16 protein-coding genes are annotated in these 15,938 nt (G+C 42.6%); 10 read left to right on the top strand and 6 right to left on the bottom strand.

The window, feature by feature from the left end; all coding sequences use genetic code 11:
- The first annotated feature begins 2 nt into the window (after positions 1-2).
- The 3 genes from speD to speB are packed head-to-tail and all read left to right on the top strand — an operon-like array spanning position 3 to position 2,138.
- Positions 3-437 carry an adenosylmethionine decarboxylase gene (speD, locus tag ACR65F_RS07630; RefSeq protein WP_039042027.1) on the top strand — a complete coding sequence of 145 codons (435 nt, stop codon included), beginning with the start codon at positions 3-5 and terminating at the stop codon, positions 435-437.
- Positions 434-1,288 carry a polyamine aminopropyltransferase gene (gene speE / locus ACR65F_RS07625; RefSeq protein WP_440503901.1) on the top strand — a complete coding sequence of 285 codons (855 nt, stop codon included), beginning with the start codon at positions 434-436 and terminating at the stop codon, positions 1,286-1,288. Before speD ends, speE begins: the two co-directional genes overlap by 4 nt.
- Positions 1,275-2,138, top strand: a complete 864-nt coding sequence (gene speB, locus ACR65F_RS07620) for an agmatinase (protein ID WP_440504037.1) — start codon at positions 1,275-1,277, stop codon at positions 2,136-2,138. Before speE ends, speB begins: the two co-directional genes overlap by 14 nt.
- A 55-nt stretch (positions 2,139-2,193) precedes the next feature.
- Here speB and ACR65F_RS07615 read toward each other — a convergent pair whose 3' ends face one another.
- The gene (locus ACR65F_RS07615) at positions 2,194-3,426 is read right to left on the bottom strand and encodes an MFS transporter (protein ID WP_440503900.1); all 1,233 of its coding nucleotides are present in this window, start codon (positions 3,424-3,426) and stop codon (positions 2,194-2,196) included.
- A gap of 419 nt (positions 3,427-3,845) precedes the next feature.
- Here ACR65F_RS07615 and ACR65F_RS07610 point away from each other — a divergent pair, with 419 nt between their 5' ends.
- Both ACR65F_RS07610 and ACR65F_RS07605 read left to right on the top strand, forming a co-directional pair.
- Positions 3,846-4,910, top strand: a complete 1,065-nt coding sequence (locus tag ACR65F_RS07610) for a permease (protein WP_039042031.1) — start codon at positions 3,846-3,848, stop codon at positions 4,908-4,910.
- A gap of 127 nt (positions 4,911-5,037) precedes the next feature.
- A complete protein-coding gene (locus ACR65F_RS07605; protein WP_039042032.1) occupies positions 5,038-5,739 on the top strand; it encodes an SDR family oxidoreductase in 702 nt (233 codons plus the stop codon).
- Positions 5,740-5,784: 45 nt separating this feature from the next.
- Here ACR65F_RS07605 and ACR65F_RS07600 read toward each other — a convergent pair whose 3' ends face one another.
- From ACR65F_RS07600 to ACR65F_RS07590, 3 genes are read right to left on the bottom strand one after another with little or no spacing between them, the layout of a single operon-like run.
- On the bottom strand, positions 5,785-7,680 hold the full coding sequence (locus tag ACR65F_RS07600) for a PTS fructose transporter subunit IIABC (protein WP_440503898.1): 1,896 nt from the start codon (positions 7,678-7,680) through the stop codon (positions 5,785-5,787).
- Positions 7,677-8,606: a 1-phosphofructokinase gene (gene pfkB, locus ACR65F_RS07595; protein WP_440503896.1), complete on the bottom strand. Its 930-nt coding sequence runs from the start codon at positions 8,604-8,606 to the stop codon at positions 7,677-7,679. Before pfkB ends, ACR65F_RS07600 begins: the two co-directional genes overlap by 4 nt.
- Entirely contained in the window at positions 8,603-9,352 is a 750-nt protein-coding gene (locus ACR65F_RS07590) for a DeoR/GlpR family DNA-binding transcription regulator (protein ID WP_440503895.1), read from the bottom strand. The genes pfkB and ACR65F_RS07590 overlap by 4 nt, the downstream gene beginning before the upstream one ends.
- 624 nt (positions 9,353-9,976) lie before the next feature.
- Between ACR65F_RS07590 and tatA the strand changes: the two genes are divergently transcribed.
- Together tatA and tatC are read left to right on the top strand one after the other, a co-directional pair.
- Positions 9,977-10,174, top strand: a complete 198-nt coding sequence (gene tatA, locus ACR65F_RS07585; protein WP_039042036.1) for a twin-arginine translocase TatA/TatE family subunit — start codon at positions 9,977-9,979, stop codon at positions 10,172-10,174.
- 8 nt (positions 10,175-10,182) lie between these two features.
- Positions 10,183-11,109 carry a twin-arginine translocase subunit TatC gene (tatC, locus tag ACR65F_RS07580; RefSeq protein WP_440503894.1) on the top strand — a complete coding sequence of 309 codons (927 nt, stop codon included), beginning with the start codon at positions 10,183-10,185 and terminating at the stop codon, positions 11,107-11,109.
- 51 nt (positions 11,110-11,160) lie between these two features.
- Here the strand turns inward: tatC and ACR65F_RS07575 are convergent, their stop codons facing one another.
- Positions 11,161-12,066, bottom strand: coding sequence for a hypothetical protein (locus ACR65F_RS07575; RefSeq protein ID WP_440503893.1), 906 nt, complete (start codon positions 12,064-12,066; stop codon positions 11,161-11,163).
- A 230-nt stretch (positions 12,067-12,296) separates the two neighbouring features.
- On the opposite strand from ACR65F_RS07575, the gene ACR65F_RS07570 reads away from it, so the two are divergent.
- Both ACR65F_RS07570 and ACR65F_RS07565 read left to right on the top strand, forming a co-directional pair.
- Entirely contained in the window at positions 12,297-14,240 is a 1,944-nt protein-coding gene (locus ACR65F_RS07570; RefSeq protein WP_440503891.1) for an FUSC family protein, read from the top strand.
- Between the two features lie 69 nt (positions 14,241-14,309).
- Positions 14,310-14,756: a GNAT family N-acetyltransferase gene (locus ACR65F_RS07565; RefSeq protein WP_440503890.1), complete on the top strand. Its 447-nt coding sequence runs from the start codon at positions 14,310-14,312 to the stop codon at positions 14,754-14,756.
- A 21-nt stretch (positions 14,757-14,777) separates the two neighbouring features.
- Here the strand turns inward: ACR65F_RS07565 and ACR65F_RS07560 are convergent, their stop codons facing one another.
- Entirely contained in the window at positions 14,778-15,500 is a 723-nt protein-coding gene (locus ACR65F_RS07560) for a zinc metalloprotease (protein ID WP_039043893.1), read from the bottom strand.
- A 203-nt stretch (positions 15,501-15,703) separates the two neighbouring features.
- Between ACR65F_RS07560 and ACR65F_RS07555 the strand changes: the two genes are divergently transcribed.
- Positions 15,704-15,937: a YkuS family protein gene (locus tag ACR65F_RS07555; RefSeq protein ID WP_440503888.1), complete on the top strand. Its 234-nt coding sequence runs from the start codon at positions 15,704-15,706 to the stop codon at positions 15,935-15,937.
- Position 15,938 lies beyond the last annotated feature (1 nt).

Below are 15,938 nucleotides of genomic sequence, written 5' to 3'. Positions count from 1 at the left end.
CGATGAGTTTAGAATTATCGGCGCTAGGACGCCACGTGTTGATTGAATATTATGGGTGCCCGAGTGAAATTATAGAGAACAACAAAGTGATTGAGCAGTTCATGAAAGAGGCAGCAGATTATTCAGGAGCTACCATCGTTGAATCGGTGTTCCATCATTTTAATCCATACGGAGTATCGGGTGCCGTGATCATCGCGGAATCTCACCTTACGATTCACACGTGGCCGGAATACGGTTTTGCTTCTGTAGATGTCTATACATGTGGTGATTCTGTTAGCCCATGGAAAGCGGCAGATTATTTGGCAGAAAAGCTGCAAGCGAAAAAGGTGGAGTCATTTGAAGTGCCACGTGGCATGGTCGAAAAGATTCGTCAGTTTGCAGAAAAAGAGATTGAAGAAGTAACTGTGAAACCTGTATTGGCAGGTGTAAACGCATGAGTTGGTATACAGAACAATGGAGCGAGGACTGCAAGTTTTCTATCGGGTATGAAAAACACCTGCACAGTGAAAAGTCACCGTTCCAGCAGATTGATTTTTATGAAGGTAAGGAATTCGGTACGTTTTTCACACTAGATGGGTTGATGATGGTCAATGAAAAAGACGAATTCATCTATCATGACATGATTGTTCACCCGGCATTCGCAACGAATCCAGATATTAAGAAAGTGCTCGTGATCGGTGGAGGAGACGGGGGGACTGCGCGTGAAGTATTGCGCTACCCTGGAGTGGAAAAAGTCGTACTTGCTGAAATCGATGAGAAAGTATTCCGTTTGTGCCAACAGTACCTACCAATTACAGCAGCAGGTGTGGAAGAAGACCCGCGCATGGAACTCGCTTTTGGCGACGGGCTTGCCTATGTCCAAAACGCGCCGGACGCTTCGTTTGACTTGATACTCGTTGACTCAACGGACCCGATTTCAGTAGGAGAAGGGTTATTCACGACAGCATTTTACAAAGAATGTTATCGTGTGTTGAATGACAAAGGGATTTTGATCAACCAGCACGAGTCACCTTATTTCTCCGAATATGCGGAGAACATGAAGAAGGCACGTACGAAGATTAAAGAAATTTTCCCTGTAGCACGGGTCTATCAATACCATATGCCGACGTATCCATCGGGTCACTGGCTATTCGGATTCGCTTCGAAGTCGCTCGATCCATTAAAGGATGCAGATGCAGACGTGTGGAACTCAATCGGTTTGAAGACGAAGTATTACAATACAGATCTTCATCACGGAGCATTTGCATTACCGAGTTATGTAGTGGAGGCGCTTGATAATGAAGAATAATGCATTGAGTACGAACGCATTCATCGGTTGTGAAACAGTGTACGAAGAAGCGAAAATCGTATTATTCGGTTCTCCATTTGACGGGACGACAAGTTTCAGACCTGGTACTCGTTTTGCCGGCCAAGCGATTCGTCCGGATTCGTATGGCTTAGAGACATATTCCCCTTATTTGGATAAAAACCTAGAAGATGCTTGCGTTTTCGACGGCGGTGATTTGGAATTACCTTTCGGGAATACGGAGCGTGCCCTTCAAGAAATCGGAACATACAGCGGTAAAGTATTAGGAGATGGTAAGAAGTTTCTCATGATCGGTGGCGAGCATTTAGTGAGCTTGCCATCTATCAGAGCCGCTTATGACACATTCTCAAATCTTCACGTAATCCATATTGATGCACATACTGATTTACGTGAAGACTATATGGGAGAACCGCTCTCGCATGCATCCGTTATTCGTCGCTGCCATGACTTCCTTGGCGACGGACGGATTTTCCAGTTCGGAATCCGCTCTGGCTTGAAGAGTGAATTCGACTGGGCAAAGACGCATACACACTTGGAAAAGTTCACACTCGAGACGTTGCCTGAAGTAGTAAACTCATTGAAAGACGTTCCTGTATATGTAACGATCGACTTGGATGTGTTAGATCCTGGGACATTTCCTGGAACCGGTACACCTGAGCCTGGTGGCATTACGTATCGAGAATTACTTACGGCGATTGGACACCTTCAAACACTTGAAAACATCGTTGCGGCGGACGTCGTTGAGCTGTCTCCACAATACGATCCGTCAGGTGCTTCGACTGCTGTTGCTTGTAAGACCATTCGTGAGATGCTACTGACGCTCGCAAAGTAATCTCTATATAATAGAAGAAAGCCGCCCCGATTGAGGGGCGGCTTTTACTTTTGAATTAAATCAAGTCAACAGCAGGTGTGCTTACACTAGATGGATTTTCTTTCTGTGTATGTGACAGTGTCAACATGAAGATGAACGAGACACAGAACAGGATTGCAAGATAAATCATCGCGGCAGTCATATCATAGTGTTGTAAGATGTACCCGACTAGTATTGGTGAGAATCCACCGACAGCACGCCCGAAGTTGAAAATTGTATTCGTCGCGGTACTGCGGATTTCAACCGGGTAGAAACTGCTAATCAAGGCACCGTATCCTGCGAACATCCCGTTAGAGAAGAACCCAACGATTGCTCCGCCGATCAATACACCAGCGCTACCTGTTGCATAGCTGTAAAGGAACACAGCTATTGCCGATGCGATTAAGAAAAGGCCATATGCTTTTTTCGCACCAAGTCTGTCCATAATTTGCCCGAAGACGAGCATTCCTGCAATCATCCCGACCGCTGTACTAATCGTCCAGAGAGCAGAGCTTGAAACGGATAGTCCTTGTGATTGTTGCAACATTGATGGCAGCCAAATCATCAAGCCGTTGTAACCTGCGATTTGGACAGTCGCCATCACTGCGAGTGTAACGGTGGTGAAAGCAATCCGAGGAGAAGCAACGAGCAAACGAAGTTTCCCTGCATTCTCTTTTTTCTTTTCGGCTTTTTTCAATTTCTGAGATTCGAGCCATTCAGGAGATTCGTCTAAATTACGACGCACGATGAATGCGAAGATGACTGGGATGATTCCGACGAAGAACAATGCTCTCCAACCGAACGCTGGTAAAATAAGCGCACTTAGCAGAGCAGCTAAGATTACACCGTATTGAGCCCCAACACTAACATATGAAGATGCGCGGCCTTGTTTGTTTTTCGGCCATGCTTCAGCAACGAGCGCCATACCGATTCCGTACTCTCCGCCAGCACCAAGTCCAGCGATGAAGCGATAGATGTAAATTTGTTCAATGTTCGTAGCAAGTCCAGTGAGGGCTGTGCCAATTGCGAACAATAGAATACTGTAGGTGAACACTTTAACGCGTCCAAATTTATCTGCCAAAATCCCGAAGAGCACACCTCCGACTAGCATACCGATATTCGTGACAGACGAGATCATACCGCCTGTTGCAAAGTCGATGCCAAAGTCCGCAATAATCATCGTCATTGCGAAGGAAATGAACATAATATCCATGCCTTCCAGGGTAAGACCAGCGACCGAAGCCACCACCGTTTTCTTTTGATAATTCATCGTAAGTTCCGCCTTCCTATTGTAGGGTGTTGCTCAACGTAAGAAGAATGGAACCGTTATTCACAGCGATTGCCATCCTCTTTTTGCGTCTCACAGAACGCTAATTAAAAGAGTGCGCAGTAGTTAAATGTGCACAAAAAATGCCCTCACCGTCTAAGAGGACAGTAAGGGCAAAGTACGACAAATCACATGAGACGCAGCAGAAGCCAGTCTCACAATCCGGTACCCTTTCCGGCCTCTCTGGACCGTGTTAAAGGAGCAATTTAATTGTTTTTATCCTACCAGAAGAAATTTAGTTGTACAAGATATTTTTTCTGGAAACAGTAATGTTGGAGTTTTCGATTAATAATTTTAAAAGCATGAGGTTGCGATTAGTGATATAATTATTCAGTTGTTCATTTTTTACTGGAGGTTATATTATGAATAAGACAGAAGCACATCACCAAGGTCACTCTAAAAGAGTTCTTCTATATAGTTTAACCTTTTTAGCAATTGCTATCATTGGTCTTACTTACGTCAAATGGATGCCATATTTGGACAAAAGCATCACTGCTTTTTCTACACATTCCATAGGGGATTCAATCTTAGGATCGGATCCTGGTAAAGCAGAATCCGCTTCTTTTGCAGGGGCATGGGATTATGCAGTAACGTACTTTGCTGCTGTATGGAAAGCTGCAGTACTCGGAATTCTCTTAGGCTCATTATTGCAAGTACTTCTTCCAGCGAATTGGCTCATCCGTGTACTTGGTAAAACTTCGTTTGCAAGTACAGCTGCTGGCGGACTTGCTGCAGTGCCGGGGATGATGTGCACGTGTTGTGCAGCCCCCGTAGCCGTAGGACTTCGCAAAAAGAATGTTTCTGTTGGTGCAGCGCTTGCATTTTGGATAGGAAATCCAACTTTAAATCCAGCGGCACTTGTGTTCATGACATTTGTGTTGTCGTGGAAATTCACAGCGCTTCGGTTAGTGTTTGGACTTATTTTGACGTTTGGCGTGAGTTATCTAGCGAATCGTTTCGCACCTGCTGTAAACCCGGTAGATACGGAAAAACTATTGCAACAAGCGGCTGAAGAAGAACAAGGTTCGTTCCTTATGCGCTGGCTTAAGAGCCTAGGGAAAATGACTCTGTTCATATTACCGGCGTACTTCCTATCTGTTTTGTTGATGGGGGCAGTGAAAGGCTGGTTGTTCCCGCAATTGGGTGAAGCGACTGGAAGTTCAATTCTTTTACTAGTGCTTGTTGCAATTGGCGGTATGTTGTTCGTCATTCCGACAGCTGCAGAAATTCCTATCATCCAGACATTCATGGCATATGGTATGGGTGGTGGACCAGCAGCGGCGTTGTTGTTAACATTGCCAGCAGTCAGTTTGCCATCATTACTACTCGTTTCAAAGTCATTCCCGAAACGCGTACTTGTCTTCGTCAGTGTATCTGTCGTTGTGCTAGGCGTTGTTGCAGGAATTGTAGGGAATTATATACTGTGAAGCAAAAAGGACCGTCTCCAATAGGAAACGGTTCTTTTTTTGATGAACAGCACCAAAAATCCTCAATCAAGCTCGTGTCTGTAGGGTATGATACACTCACTTCAAAGACTAGTAGGAGGGATTTTGGATGAAACAATTGATAGGGAAAACGGCAATTGTTACAGGGGCAAGTAGTGGGATTGGCTCAGGTATTGCGAAGGAACTTGCGGAACAGGGAGCAAACGTTGTTCTTGCCGCACGCAACGAAGAAAAATTAAATGAATTAGCAAAACAACTACAAAATGACGGCGGCTCAGTGCTTGTTGTGAAGACAGACGTATCTAGCCAATCAGACGTAGAAGCACTCGCTACTAAAGCGAAGGATGCATTTGGCGGCGTCGATATTTACGTCAACAATGCGGGGCAAGTACTTACTGCGGAAGTACGTTCCGGTAAAACGGAAGAATGGGAGCAAATGATTGACGTGAACATAAAAGGCGTTTTGTTCGGCATCAATGCTGTTCTGCCATCTATGCTTGAAAAAGGTGCCGGCCATCTTATTAATATCGCCTCTGTTTCTGCAACAGAAGTGACGAAAACAAGTACAGTTTATAGCGCTACTAAATTTGCAGTACGTGCAATCTCTATGGGACTCGAAAAAGAACTCGCAAAAACAGGTGTCCGCGTCACCAACATCTCACCTGGAATGGTCGACACTCGATTAGGTGAACAATACGATTGGGGCGACCGCAAGAAACTTCAAACAGCAGACATCGCGAAAGCAGTTGTCTATGCTGTGACTCAGCCGGACTATGTCAATGTCAACGAGATTACAATACGTCCTGTTTAACAGAAAAAGCCGACTCCGCAACACGCGAAGTCGGCTTTTTTCAGTTTAAGACGTAACTGGTTTCTTCAAAAGTCCCAGTAAAATAGCGGACACGATTGAACCGATAATCACTGCAAGCAAGTATAGCATCCAACTGCCTTCCACGAGTGGGAAAACAAAAAGTCCACCGTGTGGAGCCCGCAATCCAATATTGAAAGCCATCGACAGACCACCAGCAATACCAGCACCGGCCATCACAGATGGAATGACACGGAGTGGATCCGCTGCAGCAAATGGGATGGCTCCTTCTGTAATGAAAGACAAGCCCATAATGTAATTCACTTTACCGGCTTCTCGCTGTTGAAGAGAATACTTGTTTCTGAATACAGTTGTTGAAATCGCAATGGCCAAAGGGGGAACCATGCCAGCCGCCATGATCGCTGCCATCGGTTCATACACGCCACTTGCGAGTAATCCTGTACCAAACAAGTAAGCCGCTTTGTTAATAGGTCCGCCCATGTCGATTGCCATCATCAAACCAAGGACAATTCCGAGAAAGACCGCGTTACCTGTTCCAAGACCAGTCAGTAAGTTGGAAATACCAGTATTGAGTGCACTAAATGGCGTATTCACTACATAATGCATAATGAGCCCTGTACCCGCGATTCCAAGTAATGGATACAGTAAAATCGTCTTGATCCCATCGAGAGAAGGGGGGAGCGATGAGAGCCATTTTTTCAAACCGACAACTAAATAGCCTCCAAGGAATCCGGCAATAATTCCGCCCAGGAACCCTGCTCCACTTGTAGCAGCCATTAATCCACCGACCATACCTGGGGCAAATCCTGGTCGATCTGCAATACTGAGAGCGATGAATCCAGCTAGAACAGGAACCATTAACGCAAATGCATTCCCGCCACCAATGAGATTCAAGGCAGCTGCAAACGAATTATAAGTTGGATCATCTGGATTGGATGAATTCGGTCCGAACAAGAATCCGAGTGCAATGAGAATTCCGCCACCTATTACAAAAGGAAGCATGTTCGACACACCACTCATCAAATGTTTGTAAATCGTAGACCCAATTCCTTTAGACGATGGTGATTCATCGCCAGCTTCTGAAGCACCATCTGAACCACCTTTATAAACAGGTGCATCTTGTTTCACTGCACGGTCTAGCAATTCCTTCGGTTTCCGGATTCCTTCCGCAACAGGAACTTCAATGACATGTTTTCCAGCAAAACGTCCCATCGAGACATTCGTATCTGCCGCAACAATGACAGCCGTCGCACGTTCAATATCCTCAGCAGTTAACACGTTTTGAGCGCCACCCGATCCGTTCGTTTCAACTTTGAATGGGATTCCAAGTTCCGCAGCTTTGTTTTTCAGTGAATCCGCAGACATATACGTATGCGCGATCCCTGTCGGACATGCAGTTACAGCGACTACATACGGTTTAGATGAATCCACCGAGGGTGGTGGTGTAGCAGGAGAGGATTCTTCATCTGGCTGGTCGTGTGCGTCAATCAGGGACAAAATCTCTTCCTTCGATGAAGCCGCGAGCAGCTGTTTACGCACATCTTCATTCATAAGAACCGTCGATAACCGTGCTAGCGCTTTCAAATGCATTCGATTGGCGCCATCTTCAGCGGCAATCATGAAGAATAAATGTGCAGGTTGACCATCCAGAGATTCGTACTCAGCGCCGACCTCAGATCGTCCAAATGCGATGGCGGGCACTTTTACAGCACTTGTTTTAGCATGGGGAATAGCGACCCCATCACCAATACCAGTAGTGCTTTGAGACTCTCGGTTTAATATGGCTTCTTTGAAAGCGCGTGGATCATTCAGTTTGCCTGCCCGATCGAGCACATTGACCAGTTCATCGATGACTGAGGGCTTATCAGTTCCTTGCAGTCCAAGTAAAATTGTATCAGCTGTCAACAATTCGGTAATTCTCATTGTTCGTTCCCTCCTTCTAATGGTGTCACTACGACTTGAGGTAGCAACGCATCAACTTGTTGTTGTGTACACAAACAATCGGAAAACGCCGTGGCACTACCGGAAGCAATACTCAGTTTAAATGCTTGTTCAATAGGTTCATCTTTTTCAAGTGCCGCGAGAAATCCTGCAACCATCGAATCTCCAGCTCCAACAGATCCTTGAACTGTGCCCTTAGGTGCATTTGCGATGAGTGAAATAGACTCGCTTACGTACACCGCACCATCGCCAGCAAGAGACACAATTACTTGTTCGGCACCAAGGCGGACAAGTGTTTTTGCATGTTTTACTGCATCTTGTAAGGAGTTTACTTCAGCACCAACCATCTCACCCAGTTCATGATGATTCGGTTTAATGAGAAACGGACGGTAGGGTAAGGTCTTCAACAAAGAAGCCCCTTCAGCGTCGACGACAAAACGAATACCTGACTTGCTGCATAACCGTGCAAATTGTTCATAGGTGTCTTCAGGAAGCGAAGAAGGGATACTTCCAGATAGTACGAGTACATCATGGATTCCTAAGTTTTTGACTTGGGCTTTCAATTTTTCAAAGCGGAGAGAGTCAATAGTAGGTCCAGCAGCATTCACTTCTGTTTCTTCAGCAGCCCGTAATTTCACGTTCACCCGTGTCTCTCCCTCGACAACTATGAAATTTGTAGAAACGCCAGCTTTTTGGAGTAACCGCTCAATTTCCTGTCCAGTAAACCCTCCAGTGAAACCAAGAGCGCTACTAGGAACACCTAACGTCGTCAATACTTGTGAGACATTAATGCCTTTACCACCAGCTAAAAAGTGATCTGAAGCTGAACGATTTAACGCACCAAGTGAAAGGGAATCGAGAGTTAGTAAGTAATCCAGTGAAGGATTCAATGTCACTGTATAGATCATACGTCCATCACCTTCAATTTCGTATTAGTTGGAAATGCTTGTAAAGATTCGGAACTCTCACTTGTTGTTACAACGATTGCTTGTGTTAAGTCTGCGAACTGCGCAAAGGCAACTTCTTGAAATTTGGAATGGTCCGCCAAAATATAGGCTTCTCTTGATAATTGAATCGCCAGTTCTTTTATTTGTGCTTCTTCTTCATCAGGTGTGGTAAATCCATAATCCGGATGAATGCCGTTGACACCTAAAAAACACTTATCAAACCGGTAGTGTTGCAGACTATGAACAGCGCCTCTACCAATTAAAGCTTTGGTGGAAGGTTTTGCAATGCCGCCCGTGAGAATCGTTTTGCATCCACGTGTAAGTAGGGCATCTGTATGAGAGATTCCGTTTGTCACCACAATGATTGATGGTGGAAGAAAGGGAATCATTTCAAACACGGTAGAACCGGCATCTAAATAGACGGTATCGCCTTCTTCAATTAGTGCAGCGGCCGCTTGACCGATTTGTTGTTTTGTTTGAAGGTTTTTAGATGTTTTTTCAGACATCGAAGATTCCTGTAATTTTCCTTGTAGCTTTGCTGCGCCACCGTGAATTCGTTTCAGTTTCTTTTGGCGCTCCAATTCTATTAAATCCCGTCGGATAGTTGACTCTGAAGAACCTGTCTCAGTCGCTACGTCTTGTAGGCGTACAGTTTGATTGTGTTGTAACATCTTCAAGATAAGATGATGACGTTCGGTTTCTAACATCGGAATCCCTCCTTAACCAATCTTGTTATCTCCATCATAAACCTAGAGTATTCTGATATCAATCAAAACATTCCAAAACCATTCAAAAACATTCAAGAATAACAGAGTGGGTATTTCAAAGTAATTATTTCCTAATCCGAAGTAATTATTGACCGCTCTATTGTGCTTTGTTAAAATAAAGTGTCTTATCGACAATGTTCGACATGGAATTTTTAGTTTTCTATAGTGTTTTCGCAAACAGCTAACAGGATATACTATAGATATTGCTGACTAGCAGTTAGCTGTATGATCAAGTTCACAGTAAAAAAATTTTGCCTTCGATTATTTGTTATGGGATTGGGATATAACTGAGGATGTGAAATAACCTGCATCCATCGCTATGACAAACTCCTTGCATACGTGCAAAGAGCCTAGAAAATTCTTTTCAAATCAAGGTACCTATTCCTTAACAAGGGACAATTAGGAAGCAACTATCTCTTTTGCCTTGGAGTAGGGCACGTTACTAACAATGGTGGTTAGAAATCAGCAGCAATGGTCGACCACTTGAACTGCGGTTTGCTGTAACTAGTCATTTGCACCGTCAACTAGGCGGTAGTCTTTCAAATTGGAAAGGGGATAAAAGACATGAATTTAGCAGCTATCGGAGTACCAGGGCTAATTATCATTCTTGTGATTGTACTTATTTTATTCGGACCTCGTAAATTGCCTGAAGTTGGTTCAGCAGTCGGAAAGACACTCGCGGAATTCAAAAAATCTGCAAAAGACATCATGGACGATGATGAAAAAGCTGAAGCTAAAAAACCTTCTGATATAGAGAAGTAGGTGAAAAGATGGATCCTAATAGCGATCGCAATGATGAAAATTTAAGTTCATTGGATGAAAACAATAAAAAAGCAGCAGAAAACTCCGTAGAAGCTAAGTCTGATGCTGCTGACGAAGAAGTTCTGAAGACACCAGAACTGACGCCTTATACGGATGAGAACGGTTATCCAACGAATATTCCACCAAAAAAGTCAAAAGAAAAAGTAGTAGTTGAAGAGGACGATGAAGGAGAAGAATCCAATCTCGTTGAACACTTAAGTGAATTACGGAAACAGCTGATCAAAAGTATTGCTGTTTTCTTACTGTTCTTCATTGCCGCCTTCAGTACCATTAATGTTTGGTTCCCTTATGTTACAAGGGAGCACAAGCTAATTGTTTTAAGTCCGATGGAAGTTATTTCGTTTTATACAACCATTTCAGCTGCACTCGCATTTGGACTTTCAGTTCCATTTCTATGTCACTTTTTGTGGCAGTTTGTGAAACCGGGGTTAAATGAAAGAGAAAGTCGTTTCTTAAGTCTTTACTCACCTGCGATTCTAATATTGTTCGTAGCGGGATTAGCATTTGGTTACTACATCGTGAACCCGCTAAGTTACACTTTCTTAGTCGCACTTGGTGAGAAGAACTTTGACGTGATGGTTTCAGCACAAGAGTATGCACGTTTTCTCTTACTGACAACGATGCCGATCGGCTTACTGTTTGAATTACCTGTTGTGGCGTTATTTCTTTCCGCGATTGGGATTCTTACATCAGGTTCTATGAAAAAAGTTAGAAAGTGGTCATATGTAGTCCTCGGAGTTGTATCCGCACTCATTACTCCACCTGATTTCTTCAGTCAGCTCATTATTCTAATACCAATGATTGGTTTATATGAAGCAAGTATATTCCTTGTTACGAGAACCGAAAAACGTGTAGCAGCTGCTGATGCAGCCTAAAAAAAATCCCGCTTTGCACAATGCGTGCAAAGCGGGATTTTTTTTGGTTCATTACTCAGTAAGTGCGTAATTGACACGAACGATTAAGTTATTTGTTTCACTACGAAGTGTTTTGTACACTTCTTCAAACGCTTCCTTGTTTTCGGAAGGGTGTTCAAATTTTCCGAGTTCTTCCCACATCGATTTCATTTTCATCATTTCCTCAAATAGTGCCAGATCTGTTCCGGTCTGTGGTCCTGGAACTAAAACAGTCGGAGAACCAAGGTTGAAAAAATCCTCTTGAATGATTGGAAACACAGGGTGTTCAAATTCGTCATTCTCAATGAGGTATCCAAGATCATTTAGAGAAGGGGCAATCAGAAGAACAATTTGCATGATGCCTCGCTCTAGGTTGGTCGCTTCCTCCCATGTACGATATTGGGAATCTGGAGTATTAGCGAATTCGTCAGCTCGTGTTTGTAAAAATAATTGATAGGCTTCAGGGACTGTCGAATCTGGTAATTGATAAGCACGACTTTCTGAAATGTCGATCAAAGCATCCGTTAAATTAGTTACATTAGTTACTTTACCGCCTTGACTCGTAATGCCTCTGATCGGATGATCGTCAAGTGCATAGCGGACGATTCCTTGTTCTTTGGATAATTTTTCATATTCTTCTTGGGTAAGATTATCAGGAAAATTCCCCTCCTTGTCATAGACAGATGGAATCTCAACCGTTTGTATTTTCGCTAAGGCATACAAATCTCCGTCTTCATCTTGGTCTTCATCAGATGTCTCGCTATCCGCAGTTTCTTTAGAAGAAGGTGGTATAGTTTCTTCTTCGTTATTACGTGATTGTTCTGATTTTTCTTTAGCTGCATTTGCGTCAGCGGCGTTTTCTTTCTGCAAAGTATCTCTATCTGGACTACAGGCTGAAAGTAAAAGAAGTATAAGTAGCAAAAGAACAGTTTTCTTCATATGTAGAGTGCCTCCTAATTGGGTATGCTGTGTATAATACGGTTCTTTTTCAATAGAGTTTCAGTAAAGCTGAAGATGATACTTCCGTACTGCAAAAGTAAAAAGTCTTAAGTCCTGAAGTTGTTTAAATTGTATCAAGTGCATCTGATAGCGAGAAAAGTGTTTTAATGTTAAAGTAAAAAAACAACATGATCCCTAATTACCGGATTTGAAAAGGAATGAAAGAATCGATGACAAAGAAGAAAATTATAGGGAATACTCTTTTGTTTGTTGGAATGATGGCGTACATTTTACTATTTGGAGCATTGTTTGGACAAAACAATATCTTGATAGGAGTTTCCACAATTACAGCGATGCTCATGCTACTTGAACGTGACCTGACTATCCACCCAGTACAGAACACGATTAAATTCGCAGGATTAAACTTATTGACGGGTGTTGCCGCATTTGCTGCTGGATTCTCGGTGTGGACAGCTGTACCAATCCACTTTGTGATGATGTTCATCATCAGCTACACCCTGATTTTTAACTTGAAAAATCCATTGTACTTACCATTTTCACTTCAATACTTATTTCTACTAGCTACCCCGGTAACAGGTGATGAATTACCACTTCGCTTAGCAGGCCTTGTAGTTGGTGCTATTTCAATTATGGCATTGCAAATGATTGCGAATCGTAAGCGAATCTCTAAAAATGGGGATCCGATTGTCAAAAGTGTCTGCAGCTCTCTACTCGAGAAAATCGATAAGAAGATTGCAGGAGAAGTTACCATTGAAGTGGATACGGCAATTCGGAAATCGATTGGCTCACTTCGTTCCATGATCTATGACCAACGCGAAGAGGATTACTACCTTACTGAAGAGGGAAGACTTCGATTAAATATCACAGCTGCACTTGAAAAAATTGATACGCTTCTAGATTCATTAGAACCACGACATGCAGAGGGCCAAGTTATTCAAGATGTGCGAATGATTTTAACCAAAGCAGTGGAAGAGGATTCAAAAGATATTGATGCAGCTGAACTAAGTAAAGCGTCTGAAGAAGTGATGGATAGCTATCGCACAAATCCTCCGCAGTCCTCCATGCAATTGAGACTGTTAAACAATATCGACTACCTGACGGATAGTCTTCTCGCGCTCCAACAATTAGCACCTGAAAAACGTAAAATCACTCGTAAAATTGAAGAGATTCCATTGAAGTTCAAGAAATTCACCCTGAATTCAGCACCAAACCATGTATCGTCGCTAAAAATGTCATATGCAATTCGTATGGCGACAGGTATTGCAATTACAGGTTTCTTAATGGACTTCTTCAATTTAGCAGAAGGTAGATGGATGATGTTCACCGTGTTGTCGGTCATCATTCCGTTTTATGAACAATCCCACAAAAAGATGCGAGACCGTATTTTTGCGACGATCGTTGGAGGCATTCTCGTATGGATTATTTTCTCCATCTTCCAGAACACAACAGTACGAACAGGGTTGTTGTTGTTTGCCGGATATTTGATGAGTTATGTAAAAGTCTATCGTTACAGCACAATCTTAGTAACGTTCTCTGCGATTGGTTCGGTTGTCCTCATTACTGGGGAAACTCAGTTCTTAACAGTTGAACGTCTATTCATGGTATTAGCGGGTGTCTGCATTGCATTACTCATCAATCGTTTCGTATTCCCGTATAAACTATCAGATGCAAATGTCCATTTGGGTAAAATGTCGAATGACATATTGAGTGAAATGCTTAAAGAAGCGAAGGACGCTATTAATGGGAATGCCGCGGTCGGTAGCCATAGTATGAAAAACTTGTTAATCATTAGCACGATGGTTGAGGAGCGGGCGCGTGTTAACCTACAAGCAGCAGGTACAGATGTAACGGATGAATTATTTGCTTCAAGAAGACTGGTGAGCAATACGCTCTACGAACTACTGATGTGGAAAGAAGTACACGGCATGAATGAAGAAATCTCTCTAGAATCGGTAGAGATACTAGAACGAATTGAGGCATGCTGGTCAACAGGTACGTCTTATTCAGCGTTAATTGAACAATTACATGCCTCATTATTGAGTGAGCCTATTCTAGAAAACAAAATTATTCTAAGTATGTTGCTTGAAACGGCTGATGAATTTGAGCTAATTCGGATAGAAGACGAACGTATGAAACCTAACGTTGAGAAGTGACGTCCAGTCAGATGTAATGCACATAAGCATAATTTCCTTATGCGGTGCAACAGAAAGGGTTGAATAGTCGTGAATCTAGAAATTCATGACGTAACGGCAACGAACTATCGGGAAATCCTCGGATTGAAAGTTGCCCAGTCACAAAAAGATTATATAGAAACACCTTACGAATGTCTGGAAGATTCTTTGGAATGGCAGGAATTTAAACCAGTTGGGCTCTATGCCAACGAGGAACTTGTTGGATTTGCTATGTATGGTTTTTTCAAAGGGGAAGGTCCACAAGGAAGGTTGTGGATTGACCGACTGCTCATTGATGAACAGTTTCAAGGACGAGGCCTTGGTACAGATTTCATGAAAAAACTTATCGAAACCGTGATACAAGAATATGGTGAGCAACCTATTTTCCTAAGCGTCTATCCTGAAAATCAGGGTGCGGTTCGACTGTATGAGAAGCTAGGTTTTAAATTTATTGAAGAACGTGATGTGAACGGAGAACATATTATGGTGAGACCATAAAAAAGGAAGGAGCCTGCTAATTCAGGTTCCTTCCTTTTTCTCGATTTCTTCATGTTCATTTGCTAACTCTTCTTTAGCCTTGACCTCTGCAGTTTCTTTGAAATCTTCTTGAATCTCATTCCCAACAACTTGTGGTTCTGGAGTGGGGTTTTCGTCGTTACCTGCTTTTAAGTGTTCAATTTCCTCGTGCATTTTTTCAATCTTTTTCATTTCTTCTTCGTACTCTTCATCTACTTGTTTCGTAGAGGGAATAATTTCATCCTTATTATAGTCAACTCGTTTACCATACCGGATGAGCTCGTAGATAATCATTCCATTATTCGGTTTGCCATTTGTAATCAGCATAGGAATAGCATCGAACAATACATAGAAAAACACATAAAATATGAATCGATTCCAAAACCTGAGTTGGTCTTGTAAGAATCCGTTCGCTATTAAAGTATTCAGCGTTAGAGCAACGACAACATTTGCTAGAATCGGCGCAGCGTAGATCATAATATACGAAAAGTTGCTCTTTCGTTTAATATCATCGAATGAAAACCAACTGTACAAATGGTAGTATTTACGAATATCAAAAATCCAGAATTTGAAAATTCTCGGGCCAGAGCCGACTGTGATTCTAGGGTTTTTCACACCGAACAGCAGAGTAACAGACAAATACCCAAATTCACGTATGAACACTACAACAGGCAATATAATAAAAGCTGAAATAACAAGAGCGATTAAATCTGAAATCCCAAACAAGAATGGCTCACTTCCTTATCGAATCGTCTTAAGAAGAATACCCGATGCGATTGAACATGAACCTCGTCAATAGGTCATAGTAGAGTGATATAGGTGAATGGATAGGGAGTTCTTTAGAATGGACAAGTTTAGTTTGACACCTGAAGGGAATGATACGAGTATTAGCAAAATATGAACAATACTATTAAGAGGAGGAACGTATAATGGCTAAAATTGCAGTTGAAAAACCATTTGATGATGTGAAACAAGCACTTGAGGAAAAAGGACATGAAGTGAAAATGTTTGAATCAGACGAAAAAGTAAGTGGTTATGATTTCGGTGTAATACGTGCATTGAGTGATGTCAATGTAGACCAATATGATTTCCCTATTGTTAGTATCAAGGGAAACTCGGTTCAAGAGATTGTGGATGATGTTGAAAAGAGACTTGCGCGATAAT

It is taken from the genome of Sporosarcina sp. SAFN-010, from assembly GCF_059415065.1.
Note: the sequence above shows the minus strand (reverse complement) of the source record. Positions and strands in the feature narration are given on the sequence as shown.